Raw genomic sequence first — 16,867 nt, forward strand, 5'->3', positions numbered from 1 at the left:
GGCTTGGGGCGGCGGACGAGTCGTCACCCATTACCTCTGTTTCAGAGGTAATATCGTCGTATGCCTTCAGAGTCAGCCGTGGAGAGGCCGCTACCCGGTGACCTCTTCGGACGAGTAGGAAGATTTCGCAGACAACTGCGCCGGGTGGCCGGTCGTTCGTTCGACGACAAGCGACTGACCGAGTCTCAAGCGGAACTGCTCAGGTTGGTGAGCCGTCGACCGGGAACCTCGGTGGGCGATGCCGCACACGAACTTGGACTTGCCGCGAACACCGCGTCCACGTTGGTCTCGCAGCTGACCTCGCGCGAGCTGATCCTACGAACACCGGACCCGGATGACCGCCGCATCGGCAGGCTCGCGTTGACGCCGAGTGTGCAGGAGGACGCGGATCGTTCGCGCGGCAATCGTCACCGATTGATCGCCGAGGTGTTGCAGCAGCTGACAGTCGAACAGCGCACCACCCTCGCCGACGGACTCGACGTCCTCGAAACTCTGACCGATCTTCTCCACGAGCGCGAAATGGAAGGAACAACATGACATCCGAGCAGCCACCGGCCGTCGAATGCGTCGGTCTCACCCATCGATACGGGGATTTCACCGCGGTCGAGAACCTGTCGCTCACGATCGGCGCGGGTGAGGCCTTCGGGCTGCTCGGCCCCAACGGCGCAGGCAAGACGACAACCATTCGAGTGCTCAATACGTTGACCCCGATCCAGAGGGGATCGGTGAAGATCTTCGGACTCGACATCGCCTCGCATGCAATGGATGTGCGGTACAACATCGGGTACGTGCCGCAGCAGCTGTCCATCGAGGCAGCCCTGTCGGGCAGGCAGAACGTCGCCTGGTTCGCGCGATTGTTCGACGTCCCGAGGGCAGAACGCGCCGAACGCGTCGAGCAGGCACTCGAGTCGATGGATCTGCTCTCCGTCGCGGACCGCCTGGCGTCGACGTACTCCGGCGGAATGGTACGTCGGCTGGAACTGGCGCAGGCATTGGTCAATCGGCCGTCCCTGTTGGTACTCGACGAACCGACGGTCGGACTCGACCCGATCGCCCGCGACAGCGTGTGGCAGGTGGTCACGCAGATGCGTGAGACCTACGGCATGACGGTGCTGCTGACGACGCATTACATGGAAGAGGCCGATGCACTGTGCGACCGAGTTGCATTGATGCACAAGGGACAACTTCAAGCGGTCGGAACGCCTGACGAGCTCAAGTCCGAACTGGGCGTCGACTCGTCGCTCGAAGACGTGTTCCGGCACTTCGCCGGAGCTGATCTGACCGAGACCGAGCAGAATCAGAGAGGAATGCGCAATGTTCGAAGCAGTCGCCGCACCGCGTGAGAACCAGTATCTTCGTGCGCCACACGGAGTGCGCAGACTGACGGTTCTGCTCTCGCGGATCGGCGCATTCTCACTGGTGGAGCTGCAGAAGCTCAGTCATGATCGAAGCGAATTGGCCACGCGTGCAATCCAGCCCGCGCTCTGGCTCGTCGTCTTCGGGACGACGTTCTCTCGCCTGCATGTCGTCGACACCGGTTCGGTGTCGTATCTGGCGTTCCTTGCACCGGGCATCATCGCGCAGTCGGCGCTGTTCATCTCGATCTTCTACGGCATTCAGATCATCTGGGACCGTGATGCCGGGATTCTCAACAAACTTCTGGTCACACCGACACCTCGCGCCGCGCTCATCACGGCCAAGGCGTTCGCGGCGGGCGTCAGATCGGTTGCGCAGGTGCTCATCGTCGTGGTGCTGTCCTACATCATGAGAATAGCGCTGACGGTCAATCCGCTGAAGATTCTCGCCGCATTCGTCGTGGTGATGCTCGGGGCAGTCTTCTTCTCGTGCCTGTCGATGACGCTCGCCGGGCTGGTGCGCAAACGTGACCGGTTGATGGGCATCGGGCAAGCGATCACGATGCCGTTGTTCTTCGCCTCCAACGCGCTGTACCCGATCGATGTGATGCCGGGTTGGCTCCAGGTGATCAGCCACGTCAATCCGCTGAGCTACGAGGTGAATGCGCTGCGGGATCTACTGATCGGCATTCCGTCGAACCTCGTGTTGGATTTCGGCGTGCTGATTCTGGCCGCGGTACTCGGAATCACTGCTGCCAGTTCGACACTCGGCCGGCTCGCGCGCTGAGGCGAGCCCCTATCGGTCCCGATCATCGGTTACCGACATGCTCAGCAGGTGGTAGCTCATGGTTTTACCGTGCCCGTCGAGTTCGGCCGATCCGGTGACACCGCCCCCCAACTGCCCCGGTAGTTCGAAAACGAGGGACAGCACGTTGTTCTGCAGTGTCCGCCTGGGGTGCCGAGTGGTGCGGTCACCGAAATGGGCGACGACGCGGTCGAGTGTGAGGGCTCTGCAGAGTTCGTCGTACGCGGCGGGGCTGCGGGCGAACACCGCGAGGATCAAGGTGTCGCCCTTGTCCCCGGTTCGGACGTCGGCCAGGTCGTCGACTGTGCGAGTGTCGGTCATGAGTTGGTCTCCATCATGTGAACATCCGTGTGTACCAATGCACGTGGAATCGACGCCGACCGAATGGACAGCACCTCCGATACCGATCTTCGCGCTCCGCCGCCGCCGGCGGGGCCGTTGGTGTAGAGGCTCTCCACCTCCCATCCGACGAGGTCGGCGGAGTCCGGCGAGTCCGTCCTCGCGGTCATCCGCAGGCGTACCTCGGCGGCGCTCGGATCGGTGTCGAGACCGCGGAACGACGCTCCGGCCCCGATGAATTCGCACGTGAATCCATCCGGATCGAGGCCGTGCACCGTCGCCAGTCGCGCGGCGACGATGTCCGCCGCCAGGCGTGCTCGGTCGAATGCCCTCGGCCCGGCGTAGCTGATCTGTCCCTCGCCGATCCAGCCGCCACGAAAGCCGAGAGTCACCTTGAGGTCGTCGGGGCGTGTGGTCCCGGTGGCACCGGTGACGGCCACTCGGTCGGGTCCGACCTGGTCGAAGCGCACACGTCCGAAATCTGCCGTGACGTCCGGGGTCTGATACGCGGTGGGGTCACCCACCTCGTACAGAAGTTGTTCGGTGCAGGTGCGGGTGGTGAGAATCCCGCCCGAGGCGTCGAGCTTGCCGAACACAGCGGTGCCGTCGTCGGCGACGTCGGCGAAGGGGAATCCGAGATCGGCAAGCCCTGGAACGGGTTTGGTGACGGGGTCGGCGTAATAGCCGCCCGTGAGCTGGCCTGCGCATTCGAGTAGGTGGCCGACGGCGGTTGCTGCGCCGATCGTTGCCGCGTCGCCCAGATCCCACCCGTATTCGTACGCGAGCGGTGCCACGTACAGAGACGGGTCGGCGAGCCTGCCGGTGACCACGATGTCTGCGCGCTGTTCGAGTGCGGGGATCACCGCGTCGGCTCCGATGTAGGCGTTGGCCGACACCAGGTGCTCGGTATGCGCGGACAATGGTTTTCCGGTCTCCCAGACGATCGGGTCCGCACTCCGAACTGCATCGAGTACGTCGTCGCCGGTGACTGCCGCGATCCTGACCGGAGCATCGACCACCCGCGCGGCGATATTCGCGATCATCCGTGCCGCCGCGAGCGGGTGCGCAGCTCCGCCGTTGGTGACGATGCGTGTGCCGCGTCGGAGTGTATGTGGCAGAACAGCTTCGATTCGCGCACCGAGAAGCGGATCGTATCCCTTGTCCTCGTCGAGGAGGCGCCGTGCGTTTCCGGCTGCGACGGTGCGTTCACCGAGGCACTCGAAGATCAGGTAGTCGAGATCTCCGCGTCGGGCCAGCTTCTCGGCGGGGTCGATGCGGTCGCCGGAGAAGCCGGATCCGGCGCCGAGGCGAATGGTGCGATCGGATTCGGTCACAGTGAGATCGCTCCTGTCAGCAGGGCCATGATGGTCATGACGATGGTGGTGCCGAACGCCCATCCGAAGATGAAGCGCTGGTGCTTGCCCAGTTCCACGTTGGACATTCCGACCAGAATGAACGTCGAGGCGGTCAGTGGGCTCAACGGAAAGCCCGTGGTCATCTGCCCCAGTATGGCGGCGCGGCCGATCTCGAACGGATCACCGCCGAACGATGCCGACGTCTCGGCGAGTACGGGAACGACGCCGAAGTAGTAAGCGTCGGGAGTGAAGACGAGACTGAGCGGCATCGATGTCACTGCCGTGATGACCGGCAGGAACGAGCCTGCGGACGCGGGTATCCAGGAGACGAACGACTCGGCCATCGCGGTGATCATGCCGGTGCCGTTCAGGATTCCGGTGAGTACTCCGGCCGCGAGGATCATCACGACGACCATCGTGACGTTGCCGCCGTGCTTGGCGAACAGCTCCTGTTGCTGATTCCACTTGGGGCGATTCACCACCACGGCGAGAGTGAACGCGACGGCGAAGGCAACCTGCAGCGGTGCCAGCTGAAACAGCAGGATCACCAACAGTACAAGCGTGAGAACCACATTGAAGGCCATGACCGCCGGGTGGACCTTCGCGCGGGTCGGGAGGTCGTCGACATGCGGGGTTCCCGGACCTGCCTTGACCACCGGTGCGAGAACGTCGCCCAGTCGCTTGGATTCCATCCGCCCGATCAGGAACGCCGAGAACACGACCCAGATCGCACCGACCGCCATCGCCGGTAGGACGGGGGTGAAGATGTCGCCGCTGGTCGCGTTCAGTGCCGCCATCGCACGGACCGTCGGGCCGCCCCACGGGATCATGTTCATGACACCGGCCGACAGGCAGACGATTCCGGTCAGAACCAGGGGGCGCATGCCTATCCGCTGGTAGATCGGCAGCATCGCGGAGACCATGATCAGGAAGGTCGAGGTGCCGTCGCCGTCGAGCGCAACCATGAGGGTGAGTACCGCGGTGCCGACCGCGATCTTGGTCGGACTTCCTCCTGCCCACTGCACGACTTTCCGTATTGCGGGGTCGAACATCCCTTGATCGACCATCAGGCTGAAGTACAGGACCGCGAAGGCGATCATGATCGCGACCGGCGCGACCTTGATCAGTCCATCCGCGATCATTCCGCCGAGTTCTGGCGCGAAACCACCGATGAGTGCGAAGACGATGGGGACCAGAACGAGTGCGACCAGCACGGACACGCGGCGGGTGAACGTCAGTGCAAGGAACGTGGCGATGGTGGCGAAACCGAGGACGGCGAGCATGTGACCTCCTTCAAGGACTGGAGGCCATGTTGCTTGGATCACAAATGCATGTCCAATATCAATCTGCGATCGATTGATGTGCATGACGCATAGGCTGAGGTAATGGTACTGAACCTGGGGATCATGCATCTGAGGTGCATCGTTGCGATCGCCGACCACGAGAGTTTCACCGAGGCCGCCGCCGCCCTCGGGATGGTGCAATCGTCGCTCAGTCGGTCGGTTGCGGAGGCCGAGCGGAGGTTGGACGTCAGTCTCTTCGAACGGACGACGCGGAGGGTGGCCGTCACGCCCGACGGACGAGCCGTCACCGAGCACGCGAGGCGGATGGTGTCCGACTTCGACGAGGGTCTGGCGCAGATCGCACGATTCGTCACCGGTGATCGAGGAAGCGTCTCGGTTGCGTGTCTACCGTCGCTGGCAGCCACGTTCCTGCCGCCGTACGTCGTGCGGTTTCGGCGCGAGCATCCGGATGTACAGCTCGAGATACGTGACGGATTGCGCCAGGAATCTCTCGACGACCTTCTCTCCGGAGCTGTCGATCTGGCGCTCGTATCGACTCCGGGAGTCATCCCAGGCGTCCAGCAGCAGACGCTGACCACGGATTCGTTCTACTGCGCCCTTGCGCCGACGCATCGGCTGGCGAACAGGCCGCAACTCGACTGGACCGACCTCGAAGCCGAACCCTTCATCGCCTTCGGGCCGCAGAGCAGTATCGCCGGGCCGGTTCTGCACGCACTCGACGCCGCAGGCGTGACGACAGGTCCGGTGATGCACGCGCAGAATGTCGGCGCAGTGGCCGGCCTGGTCGCAGCGGGCCTCGGCATCACTGCGGTGCCGCGGATGGTGTTGCCGATGATGTCGTTCGCCGGTCTGGTGCACATCCCGCTCGTGCCGACCGTGGAGCGGACGATCTCCTTGCTACGCATGGAGGCCAGACACGAGACCGCCAGTGTGCGACATTTCGTACGGTGCCTCCTGACGGATGCGACCGACTGAACAGCCCTGGCGGGCCGACGTCATTCTTCGCGTGGGTGGCGCATGTCCTTCAGGCGGTTCCTGTCCATGGCCGGAGTGCCCATCGCGGTCGTGACCGATCCGAGGATCAGCACCACCACTCCGACGACGACGTTCGACCAGATCATCGAGGTGGTGGTGACGACATCGGCGATGATCCAGGGTGAGACGATCAACCAGAGCCCGAGCAGAGGAACGACGAACGACACACCGTGCGTTCTTCCGTACGCCGCTCCGAACGCGAGGGCCAGGATGGCAATTGCGAGTCCGCACATCAGATTCGAGACGGTGATGGCCGTTGCGCCATCTGCTGCAGCGATGAATGCCGGTCCGTTGTCGAAACCGCCGAATCCGACGATCCACGACGATGCAGCTGCATACAGGCCCGCCAGCAACAGCAGACCATCGGTCACCTGAGCTGTGGGTCGGCCGAACGCTTCGTCGTAGTGGTCGCGCAGCGCGGCGATATCCGGGTGCGTGTGAATGGGTAGATTCGTCGATGTGGACATGGGTGCATCTCCTCGATGGTGACGCGAATCCTCGTCGAACGACGCGGGCCGGCTGGCCGTGATCCGCGTACTGTCGATTTCACCCGCGCGCATCCGAACGGCATAGGGCCGAAGGTCCCTCGCCTCTGGCGACCGGGTCGGTCTCGCCTCCGGCGGGTGGGTCGGTCTTGCCTCCGGCGAGAAGATCAGGGGAGAGGCGCCGACCAGGTGAGCGTCGTACCGCTCGTGTCGCCGGCAGATCCGATCTTCATGTCACCGCCGCATTCCTTGGCGCGTGCTCGTAGATTCTTCAACCCGCTCGGTGAGACGACCTCGGGGAGGCCGCATCCGTCGTCGGTGATCTCGATGGTGAGGTCGTCGCCCACCGAGATCGTGACGACGACGGTTTTCGCGTGTGCGTGGCGGACGCAATTGCTGATGCCCTCCCGCAGAACGGCGAGTGCATGGCCTGCGAGTGGCGTATCGACCACCGAAAGCGGACCGCTCACGCGGACCGTCGTGCGTAGTCCGGAGTCGTCGACCATCTCGTCGATGATCTCGTTGAACTGTCTACGCAACGCGCTGCCGCCCATGTCCTCCGATTGCAGATCGAAAATGGCGGATCGGATGTCCTGAACGGTTTCCTGCAGTTCGTCGATGGTCGAGGCAAGCCGGTTCCTGACGTCGGTCGATGTGGTTCGTTGGGCCGTGCCCTGCAGTGACAATCCGGCGGCGAAGATCCGCTGAATGACGTGATCGTGCAACTCACGGGCGATACGGTCGCGGTCGGCCAGTACGTCGAACTCGCGCAGGCGCCGTGACGAGTTCGCGATCTGAACGGTCAGTGCCGCTTGGTCTCCGAAGGTTGCGACCAGATCCAACTGCATGTCGGTGAAGGCGTCGGCTGCATCCCTGCGCAGCACCACGAGAACGCCGGTGACCCTGTCGGGCGCTCGGAGAGGTGAGATGAGCGCCGGACCGTAGTCCTCCGGAAGGCTTGCAGTGGCATTGAATTGGAGCCGGGAGGTACGTATCGGTTCTCTCGTTCGAAACGACGCGCCGGACGTGGAGCCGTGTACGGGCAGAACCGTGCCGATCACGACGTCAGGATGTGCCGACCGTTTCCCCGAAGCCACGTGCACGATCAGTTCGGTGACGTCCTCGGGTTGCGCATCGGGATCGTTCGGTACCGCGATGAAGGCGAGATCACCCGCCGTGAGCATCAGTGCCTTGTCGGCGACGGTTTGCAGGACGTCGTCCGGTGCTGTGCCGCCCAGCAATTCGGTGGCTATGTCGCGTGTCGCCTCGATCCACGACTGGCGTGTGCGCGCGTCGTCGTACAGTCGGGCGTTCTCGATGGCAGTGCCTGCGGCCGAGGCAAACGCTTGTACCACTGCTTCGTCGTCGTCGGTGAACTCTCGGCCGCCGCTCTTCTCGGTCAGGTAGAGATTGCCGTACACCTCGCCGCGTATCCGGATGGGAACGCCGAGAAAGGAACTCATCGGTGGGTGATTCGGCGGAAACCCGATCGACGACGGATGTGCAGACAGGTCGCTGAGTCGAATCGCCTTGGGCTCCTCGATGAGCAGACCCAGAACACCGCCGCCGGTGGGGAGGGGCCCGATCCGCGCGGCGGCCTCGTCGTCGATCCCGTCGAAGATGAACGAGGTGATCTCGTCGTTCTCGCCGCGGATGCCGAGTGCGCCGTATTCGGCTCCGGACAGCCTCTTTGCCGACTCCACGATGGAGTGCAGTGTGTCGTCGAGATCCAGGCTGGCCGAGATGACCAACATGGCGCGCAGCAAACCGTCGAACTGCTCACGCGCCTCGGTTATCTTGCCGATATGTTCGCCGAGTTCGGTGAGAAGTTCGTGCAGTCGGATCTGAGACAGCGTGTCCTGCAGATCCTGGGCGTCGACACGCCCTTCGGAGCCCCCTGTCCCCACCATCGCCCCAGTATGCGCGTGAACTTCGGTACACGGAAGCGGAGTTCAACCGCCGCTTCGGATTACGGGTCGAGTTTGGACGCGAGGACTGCTGCCTGCGTTCTTCTCTCCATGCCCAGTTTGGCCAATAGCCGCGAAACATAATTCTTCACAGTCTTTTCCGCGAGAAACATACGCTCGGCAATCTGGCGATTCGTCAGCCCCTCTCCCAGCAGTGACAGCAAAGTGCGTTCTCGCTCGGTGAGATCCGCGAGAGGTCCTGGCATCGCGCGACTCGATCTCAGCCTTTCCATCAATACCGCTGCCGCTCTGTTGTCCAACAGCGATTTACCGTCTCCGACGGCTTTGATCGCGCTCGCCAACTCCATTCCTTTGATGTCCTTGACGATGTAGCCCTTCGCACCCGCCAGGATCGCGTCGAGCATCGCTTGATCCTCGGTGAAGGAAGTGAGCATCAGACAGCGCAATTCGGGCATCGTCGACATCAGTTCTCGGCAGAGTTCCACACCGTTGCCGTCCGGCAGTTGCACGTCGAGGACGGCGACGTCAGGGCGCAGAGCTGGAATCCGTGCCAGCGCACTGCCCACCGACCCCGCCTCGCCGATCACCGTCAAGTCCGGGTCCGTCTCGATGATGTCGATGAGACCACGACGAACGATCTCGTGGTCGTCGACAAGGAACACCGTGGTCACACTGTCACCTCGCATCCCGCGTCTGAGGCCAGCATACTGTCGCGGAGGTGAACGTCGACCCGTAGAAAGTCCTCCGAAACGGGTGACGATCTGCCCTGGTGGATCTGTCGTCGACGCGCACACAGTGAATGGAGCGATGGTCCCGTCCACCGTGGTGAAGTTCGAGGGAGTGCAGCGTGAACGTTCAGCCCGATTCGACTCTCGTCGCGATGCTCGTGGAGTTGGCATGCCGAGCCCCGTCCGTGCACAACAGTCAACCGTGGACGTGGAGATATACCGATGGCCGGTTGGACCTCTTCTCGGACCGGTCTCGGATACTGGCGGCGGCAGATCCGGACGGTAGAGCTCTGGTGATCAGTTGCGGTGCTGCATTGGCGCATCTGCAGACAGCAGCGCAGGCCTGGCGGTGGTCGACGGACGTCGAGGTGTTCCCCAGTCCCGCTGCCCCGCAGCATCTTGCGCGCGTTCACTTCGTCCACGGCGCCAGGCCCCGGTCGCACGAGTTCGATCTGCTGACGGCGATCAACCGTCGTCGTTCGGACCGCAGGCCCTTCGGCGGAGTACGGACCGAGCTGGCGATGACGCCGGAGATGGCACGTGCAGGCGAGGAGAACGGTACCGAGATCACCGTTCTCTCCGACCGGGCACGGCAGGCACTCGCCGAGGCGTCGCATCTGAGCGCGTCGGCACGCAAATACGACTCGACGTATCAGGCCGAACTGCGGTGGTGGGCCGGTCACACGTTCGGTTCGGACGGAATCCCGCCGGGTTCACTCGCGGACAGTACCGAATCGAGAGAGGTCGACGTGGGCCGCCGATTTCCCGAACCCTCCGGCCGAGACCACGACACCCGAGTGAAGGAGGACGCAGCCACGGTACTGGTTCTCGCCACCGCGCACGATCGGCCGGACGACTGGCTGCGAAGCGGCAGGACATTGTCGTCCGTACTGCTGGAGGCCACGGCCGAGGGCCTGGCCACGTGCCCTCTGACGCACGTGACGGAGCAGCCGGGGAGCCGTGCCGTCGTCGCCTCCCTGGTCCCGGCTGGAGCGCCTCAGGTGCTGGTGCGGATAGGGACGCCTGCGTCGGGCCCTGGGCCTGACCAGACGCCGCGGCAACGCGTGTCGTCGATTCTCACGTTCGACGGCGTACGGTCACGGGCCAGAAGCTGACACTCGCCGTTCACGCCCCGACAAGCAGGTAGGGCGAGCCGAGCAGGTAGGGCGTCACCGACCTGCGTGACTGGGGATACGGTGATGCCTGCCCGCCGTGCGGGAACTGTGCGGGACAAGGTCGTCGCCGATTCCGGCGACCCACTGCTGGATGTCGGTATCGGACCGTCCATCACCACTGGTTGCCCGGACGAGCCGGGCCATGAGGCGCTCGGTCCGCGACAGCACGGACAGGTCGAGCTTCCCGCCGAACATGTGATGGTCGACGGCCCAGGACGGTTTCGTCTGCGGCGTGGCCTGCGCGATGTCGACCGGGCCGCTCGAGAACAGCCACACGGGCATGGTGTGCAGAGCGCAGTGTTCACGCGCGATCAGGCGTCTGGCGGACCTGAGCCACCGGTTCAGATACACAGCGCTTCCGAGAATCACGGCGTCGTACTCGGCCACCGAGTCGACCGACGACGCTTCGATGACGTCGACTTCGAAGGCCACCCCTCGTTCGAGCATGTCGTCGACCAGAGCCCCTCCGATTCGCTCGGCGAGCTCCTGGGTGGCGCCGTGTCTACTTGCATAGGCAACGAGAATTCGCATGCTCACCTTTCGGGGTCCTCTCGATGTGCGGGGGCCGTAGCGGGTACGACGATGGTGGGAATCGCGGCGTGGTGCAGGACCGCGCGGCTCGTGGAACCGATGAAGGCAGCCGACACCGTTCCGTGGCCGTGTGTGCCGACGACGATCAGCTGTGCCCGACGACTCTCGTCCAGAATTGCGTGCGACGGGGAGTCGTCGACGATGGCTACCGACGTCGGCACTTCTGGATATTTCAGTGCCCACGGCGCTACCACGTCGTGCAGCCAGGTCGCCTCGGTCGGCTGAGGGTCGAGCAGATACTCGGACTCGATGTGAGCGTGGACAATTCGGAGACCGACACCGTGCGTCGACGCGTGCTCGAAAGCAACTTCCAGGATCGCGTCGGGATTGGTCGTCACGTCGAGTCCGACGAGAACCGGGAACTCGTGGTCACGATCGGAGCTGCAGTGTCCGTGCGGAACGAGAGCTACTGGGCACGGTGAGTGAGTTGCGACGTGATCACTCACCGAGCCCAGTAGTCCGCGGGCCAGTCCGCCGGCACCCCTCGAGCCGACGACGACCATCCGAGCATCGGTCGCGAATCCGGTCAGAACCTTCGCCGGACGACCTGATGCAAGTATTGTTTCGATCGAAAATCCTTCGCCCACAATGCACTCGGCGGTCGAGCGTGCGCGAGAAAGAGTCGCTCGCCCCCTCGCGCGCACCGTGGATGCCCGGCCGCCCCTGAGATTGACAGCATCCGCGAACGATCTGTCGATGTCCGGTTCGGCATGCACCAGAACCAGCGTCCCGCCCCGCGCTGCAACGTCCGCAGCCGCCCACCGAACCGTGTCCAGCCCGGTAGGTGACTCGTCGACACCGACGACAGTCGCGTTGGGTCGCGCTGCCTGTCCCTGTGTCATCAGCTCATAGTGCGGTCCCGCCCTCGGCCGACGATAGGGACTTCGGTCCCATGGCTTCGGGACCGAAGTCCCTGGACGGGTAACTCGATTTCGCGTCGTCGGCGCGGCGTGTTGTCTATCATCGACTTGCTGTCGGTTGGACGCGGCCCCTCGGTGAGGAGAAGTGATGAGGCTTCACTGCAGGTTGGCGATCGCAGGCACGGCGGTGGCACTGGCCGCTGTCACCGGATGCGGCAGTTCCACCGAACCGGCCCAGAATTCCAGCAGCACCACAGTAGATGCATCGGCGTCCTCGGGTGCATCTGCGTCTTCGGGTGCATCGGCCGAACCTGCCTATGCAGCAACGGTGCAACCGATCGTCGAGAAGCTCATGAAGGACAACGTGATTCCCGGGGCCGTCGTGGCCATCGAATCGCCGACGCAGGGCAATTGGTCCGCCACGTTCGGTACGCGGGTGATCGACGAGGACCAACCGGTCACGCTGGACGACTACTTCCGCATCGGGAGCAATACCAAGACGATGACGTCGACGGTGATCCTGCAGTTGGTTCAGGAAGGAAGGCTGGCGCTGACGGACCCGGTGAGCACGTTCCGTGACGGAGTACCGAACGGCGACCGGATCACCATCGAGCAGCTCTCGGACATGCGCAGCGGGCTGTACAGCTACAGTTTCGATCCGCAGTTCAACGCCACGCTCGACAACGATCCGCAGAAGGTATGGACGCCGGACGAGTTGTTGGACATCGCTTTTTCCCATCCGGTGAACTTCGCACCGGGGGAGAGGTTCGAGTACAGCAACACCAACATCGTGCTGTTGGGGCTGATCATCGAACAACTCACCGGCGAGTCCGCCGCAGATGCGTTCCAGGAGAGGATCTTCGAGCCGCTCGGTTTGTCGCACACGTCGCTGCCCGCCGCCGCGGATGCCTCGATCCCGACGCCGCATCCACAGGGATATTCGTTCGGCACCAACGTCTCGACCATCGACACGTTCGTGCTTCCCGAACCCCAGCAATCGGAAGCCTTGGCCGGGACGCTGAAACCCAACGACGAGACGGATGCCAACCCGTCGTGGACATGGACGGCAGGGGGTGCGATCTCCACTACCGCGGACATGGTCACGTACGTCAAAGCGCTTGTCGGAGGCGGACTTCTGAACGAGGACATGCAGAAGCAACGTCTGAGCAGTATTCAGCCGACCGACCCGAGCAATCCCGATGCGGCAGGGTACGGACTCGGCATCGCGAGATTCGGGCCGAGCCTCATCGGACACGACGGCCAGATTCCCGGCTACATGACCGTCATGGTCAACGATCCGAAGACCGATCTGACGATCGTCATCGCAACGAACCTCGCGACGGTTCCCACCGGTGAGGGTTCGGCCCTGGTGTTGCTCAAGGGCATCATTCCGACGTTCTACGGCGCGGGCGCGGACACCGGAGGCAACCCTGCAGGGGTGCCGAGCAGTGGCGAAACCTCAGTGCAGCCCACCCTGCCGCCGTCTGTAGTACCACCGCCGGTAGCACCACCGTCTGTAGCACCACCGCCTGTAGCGCCGTCGCCCACTCCCTGACGGCCGATTACTCGGGCATCCGGTCGGCGCCCCAGCTGCGCCGGACGAACCCGAGGACCCGTTCGACGGCCTCGGCGGGGACCAGTTCCGGCTCGCCGTTCTCGAGCGGGTCGGTGTGGAAGATGTACAGACGTGAGACGAACTCCTCGAACGGCAGCGAACCTTCCCCTGCGCGCTCGCCGTTCCCAGCCGTTCCGACGACGACGCCGTCGCCCCAGTCCTGGCCGCTGTCGTTGTTCGGGTTGAAGAAGAACACGCGCATGACACCGTCGGGATCCGGGGCCGCACGCAGAATGGTGATGGCGTGCCAGCCGACGTACCTGGCGGCGCTGTCGGTGACCGCCACCCCGGCCGGTTGCGGGTGGATCAGCGGTTGGCCACCGTTGTAGGCGGGGTGATACGACGCGTGGAACTGCCGGATGAAGTCGTCGAGATCGATGAGATTGCCGGTCTCCACGTCGACGTCGATGTGGAATCCGCGAGCCGACCACCAGCCGTGGAACTCGGGATTGACCCATCGGTGCGGATCACCCGGCCGACCCGCGCACCGCCGACCCATTTCCGCGTATATCCGGTCCAGATGCGGCACGAGGAGCTGTGAGAGAGGATCGAGGTCGATCGGCGTCGCGCTTGCGACCCCGCCCTCGCTGTCGTTCGACGAGATTGGTTGGCCCTCGAAGTGCATGACGATCTCGTCGTCGCGGGCTGCCCAGACGACCATCTGCAGCAGGTAGTCGGGATCGTTGTAGGCCCACATCGACAGCGCACGCGCAGATTGGCAGGTCGGGTTGTCGCCCTGGCCGACGCCGAGAGGCTGCCCGAGCATCGACAGCAGGCCGCCGAGCAGGCGTGCCGCGGGGTCGGGCGTGGAGCCGAACGCGTCCCGCAGCCGTTGCTGCACGTCGGGGGCCAGCTGCAGCGACAGTTGGCGCCACAGCGAGGGCACGATCGGTGGTTGGTGCAGGATGCCCCGGTCGAGCATCAGCGCGAGGCCGTAGAGGCATTGTGCCGATTCCGGGTGCACGGCCACCACGATCAACGTGTGCACCAGTTCCGTGTATCGCTGCAGGCACGTTCGACCGGTCTCCGACACACCGAGCGCTTCGCCCAGCAGGTAGGGGTTGTTCTCGATCAGGAACCGGACGAGGGTCGCGTGATACGGCGAGACGAGTCCGGTGTCGTGCATCGCCCGGGCGAAACCACGGGCTTCGAATTCCAGGCCCTCGGTGTCCATGACGTCGAGCCGCGAGCGGTAGACGACCACGCCGGGGTCTTCCCTGCATGCCTCGGTGGGTCCGAACAGTGCGGAGATCAGGCGGTCGAGGCCCTGGCCGGATGCGCCGAGGTCGACGTCGGGATCCTCGCGGTAGACCGCGATGCGCGTCACCATCGCTTTGATCTGGTCGACCTGGATCGGGCGCTGACGCAGCACTCGCCAGATCTCCTCACCGAGTTCGCCCAGCACGCTGTCGTAGCCGATCTGCTCGGCAACGTAACCGAAGAGATCGCGAATCAGGTGTGCGACCCGGCCGAGGCGGACGCGTTCGGCTTCCGACGGGGCCGAGAACAGCGCTTCGAGGTTCATCGCGAGTATCTGCGACAGAAATCGCTTCGCGTCCTCGGCGCTGATCGCCTCGTGGGTGTACTCGCCTGCGGCGATCGCAACCAGCCGCAGTTCGCTGGTGGCTTCGAGCACCACCGTGTCGATCATCCCGCTGCGCAGCGACGGCCCGACGAAGGCGGGCACGAGGATGTCCGGTTGCGCCCAGTCGGTGCCGAGGAAGAGCCCGGCCTCGTCCAGCGCGGCGGCACGGTCACGAACGGCCGCGCAACCACCTCGTTGCAGCAGTACTCGATGCAGCGCGTCGAGTACTCGTCGCACCTTGGTGCCCTTGGAGAATTCGGGGGCACCCGCCAACGCGTCGACGGCATGATCGAGCTGCGACAGGCGTGTGACCAGTGCCTGGTCGACCGACGCATCCAGCGTTTGCGACGGTCCGTGTCGGTCGTCCCCGAGATCCTGCCTCACACGTAGAAGTCCAGTTCTTCCTGTTGCTTGAGCAGGTCACGCATCGTGTAGGGGTCTTCGCCGAAGAAGTACAGCAGACCCCAGTGCGTGCCGAACGCCGTCCGTTTGGTGACGGTCTCCTCGACCGGCGCAGACAGATCGTTGGTCTCGTAATAGTCGTGTTCGGCTGTCTGCGTGGGGATTTCCAGATGACTGACGACGCGTCGGCGTGGGTAGACACCGAAGCATCCGGCCACTCCCGATGCACCGACGACTTCCTCGGGGAAGAACGCGTCGATCTCTTCCTCGGTGGTCTTCGGATCGAACGCCAGCGCAAGGCCCTGGTAGGCGTTGAATCCATAGGAGCGCTCCAACAGTTCGAACACCTTGAAGCCCGGCGGTCGATACGCGACCTCGCCGAAGTACATTTCACCGTCACTCGTGACGAAGTACTCGGGGTGGATGAAGCCGAACTCGATGTCGAACGTCTTGATCAGCTTCTCGATCTGGGCGGTGATCGCGGGCCGATACTTCTCGAGCTCCGGCGTCGCCGGAACGAAGACCGAGTATCCGAGCGTCACGTACTCGGAGATGTTGAGGAACTTGATCTTTCCGTTGTGGATCCATGCCTCGACCGCGAATTCCCAACCGTCGAGGTGAGATTCCATCAGCACCGGGAATTCGTCGTCCGGGATGGAATCGACCTCGTCGGGAGTTCGGATGACGCGATGTCCGAGGCAGCCGGCTTTGTCGAAGGCCTTCAAGTGAATCGGATCGTTCGGGTCGCCGTCGAGCTTGAGCAGTGTCTGGTTGACCCGGCGCAGAAACCGGATGACGTCCTCGCGGTCGTGGGCTTCCTCGAAGATGCCGACCCGGATGCCACCCAGCTGGGCGCGCCGTTTCATGAGCGACTTGTCACGCAGCAACATGGCCTGGCCGAACAGTCGCGGATTGCCGAGCAACACGGAGTTGATGGCACCCGCCCATTCGACGGTTTCCTCGTACAGCGGGATCGCGACGTCGACGCCTTCGTCCTGCAGCGTCTCGGCGATCTCCAGCGACCGATCGTTGAGTCGTTCGAAGTTCCACGGCAGGTACGGAATGTCGTGTTCGGTGCAGTACGGCTCGGCCCATTCGGGGGCTACCACCAGGTAGCGACGGTCGAATGCGTCCAGAGCTTCCACTGCGGCCAGGCTCCAGCCCAGTAGTGCGACGTAGCCCTTCTCCGGATTCTTCTCCAGGCGTGTGGGCTGCGGCATAGGCGGTCCTTTCCTTCGGCTTTTCTCGGGTCAGGTCGTATTTCCACCGTACAGAGGGGTCGATTCGATGCCGTGGGGGGCGTAT

General features: G+C 63.8%; 16 protein-coding genes. 6 read left to right on the forward strand and 10 right to left on the reverse strand.

The genetic code is table 11. From position 1 onward, the window contains the following. The first annotated feature begins 60 nt into the window (after positions 1-60). Genes RY1_RS06435 through RY1_RS06445 form a run of 3 tightly spaced genes read left to right on the forward strand, consistent with a single transcriptional unit; the run spans position 61 to position 2,142 of the window. Entirely contained in the window at positions 61-537 is a 477-nt protein-coding gene (locus RY1_RS06435) for a MarR family winged helix-turn-helix transcriptional regulator (protein WP_072802734.1), read from the forward strand. Then, a complete protein-coding gene (locus RY1_RS06440; protein ID WP_072802735.1) occupies positions 534-1,343 on the forward strand; it encodes an ATP-binding cassette domain-containing protein in 810 nt (269 codons plus the stop codon). Before RY1_RS06435 ends, RY1_RS06440 begins: the two co-directional genes overlap by 4 nt. Further along, positions 1,315-2,142, forward strand: a complete 828-nt coding sequence (locus RY1_RS06445) for an ABC transporter permease (RefSeq protein ID WP_072802736.1) — start codon at positions 1,315-1,317, stop codon at positions 2,140-2,142. The genes RY1_RS06440 and RY1_RS06445 overlap by 29 nt, the downstream gene beginning before the upstream one ends. A gap of 9 nt (positions 2,143-2,151) precedes the next feature. Here RY1_RS06445 and RY1_RS06450 read toward each other — a convergent pair whose 3' ends face one another. Genes RY1_RS06450 through RY1_RS06460 form a run of 3 tightly spaced genes read right to left on the reverse strand, consistent with a single transcriptional unit; the run spans position 2,152 to position 5,137 of the window. After that, positions 2,152-2,481 carry an AtuA-related protein gene (locus tag RY1_RS06450; RefSeq protein WP_072802737.1) on the reverse strand — a complete coding sequence of 110 codons (330 nt, stop codon included), beginning with the start codon at positions 2,479-2,481 and terminating at the stop codon, positions 2,152-2,154. After that, entirely contained in the window at positions 2,478-3,896 is a 1,419-nt protein-coding gene (locus RY1_RS06455; protein WP_084727224.1) for an acyclic terpene utilization AtuA family protein, read from the reverse strand. The genes RY1_RS06450 and RY1_RS06455 overlap by 4 nt, the downstream gene beginning before the upstream one ends. Beyond that, positions 3,830-5,137, reverse strand: coding sequence for a CitMHS family transporter (locus tag RY1_RS06460; protein WP_072802739.1), 1,308 nt, complete (start codon positions 5,135-5,137; stop codon positions 3,830-3,832). The genes RY1_RS06455 and RY1_RS06460 overlap by 67 nt, the downstream gene beginning before the upstream one ends. A 102-nt stretch (positions 5,138-5,239) precedes the next feature. Here RY1_RS06460 and RY1_RS06465 point away from each other — a divergent pair, with 102 nt between their 5' ends. Continuing rightward, positions 5,240-6,133, forward strand: coding sequence for a LysR family transcriptional regulator (locus tag RY1_RS06465; protein WP_072802740.1), 894 nt, complete (start codon positions 5,240-5,242; stop codon positions 6,131-6,133). Between the two features lie 20 nt (positions 6,134-6,153). Here the strand turns inward: RY1_RS06465 and RY1_RS06470 are convergent, their stop codons facing one another. The 3 genes from RY1_RS06470 to RY1_RS06480 form a co-directional block, all read right to left on the reverse strand. After that, entirely contained in the window at positions 6,154-6,660 is a 507-nt protein-coding gene (locus RY1_RS06470; RefSeq protein ID WP_072803042.1) for an SPW repeat protein, read from the reverse strand. Positions 6,661-6,845: 185 nt separating this feature from the next. Further along, positions 6,846-8,588: a GAF domain-containing sensor histidine kinase gene (locus tag RY1_RS06475; RefSeq protein ID WP_072802741.1), complete on the reverse strand. Its 1,743-nt coding sequence runs from the start codon at positions 8,586-8,588 to the stop codon at positions 6,846-6,848. A 59-nt stretch (positions 8,589-8,647) separates the two neighbouring features. After that, positions 8,648-9,277, reverse strand: coding sequence for a response regulator (locus RY1_RS06480; RefSeq protein ID WP_072803043.1), 630 nt, complete (start codon positions 9,275-9,277; stop codon positions 8,648-8,650). A gap of 176 nt (positions 9,278-9,453) precedes the next feature. Between RY1_RS06480 and RY1_RS06485 the strand changes: the two genes are divergently transcribed. Then, a complete protein-coding gene (locus RY1_RS06485; protein WP_306305349.1) occupies positions 9,454-10,449 on the forward strand; it encodes an Acg family FMN-binding oxidoreductase in 996 nt (331 codons plus the stop codon). A gap of 54 nt (positions 10,450-10,503) precedes the next feature. On the opposite strand, the gene RY1_RS06490 is transcribed toward RY1_RS06485, so the two are convergent. Next, positions 10,504-11,040, reverse strand: coding sequence for a flavodoxin domain-containing protein (locus tag RY1_RS06490; protein WP_072802742.1), 537 nt, complete (start codon positions 11,038-11,040; stop codon positions 10,504-10,506). Between the two features lie 2 nt (positions 11,041-11,042). After that, on the reverse strand, positions 11,043-11,942 hold the full coding sequence (locus RY1_RS06495) for a universal stress protein (RefSeq protein WP_072802743.1): 900 nt from the start codon (positions 11,940-11,942) through the stop codon (positions 11,043-11,045). Positions 11,943-12,108: 166 nt separating this feature from the next. On the opposite strand from RY1_RS06495, the gene RY1_RS06500 reads away from it, so the two are divergent. Continuing rightward, entirely contained in the window at positions 12,109-13,515 is a 1,407-nt protein-coding gene (locus RY1_RS06500) for a serine hydrolase domain-containing protein (RefSeq protein ID WP_084727225.1), read from the forward strand. Between the two features lie 7 nt (positions 13,516-13,522). Here the strand turns inward: RY1_RS06500 and RY1_RS06505 are convergent, their stop codons facing one another. Together RY1_RS06505 and RY1_RS06510 are read right to left on the reverse strand one after the other, a co-directional pair. Further along, positions 13,523-15,544: a hypothetical protein gene (locus tag RY1_RS06505; RefSeq protein WP_442972250.1), complete on the reverse strand. Its 2,022-nt coding sequence runs from the start codon at positions 15,542-15,544 to the stop codon at positions 13,523-13,525. Continuing rightward, positions 15,541-16,782, reverse strand: coding sequence for an ATP-grasp domain-containing protein (locus tag RY1_RS06510; RefSeq protein WP_072802744.1), 1,242 nt, complete (start codon positions 16,780-16,782; stop codon positions 15,541-15,543). Before RY1_RS06510 ends, RY1_RS06505 begins: the two co-directional genes overlap by 4 nt. Positions 16,783-16,867: the final 85 nt, after the last annotated feature.

The organism is Rhodococcus yunnanensis NBRC 103083 (genome assembly GCF_001895005.1).
Taxonomy (GTDB): domain Bacteria; phylum Actinomycetota; class Actinomycetes; order Mycobacteriales; family Mycobacteriaceae; genus Rhodococcoides; species Rhodococcoides yunnanense.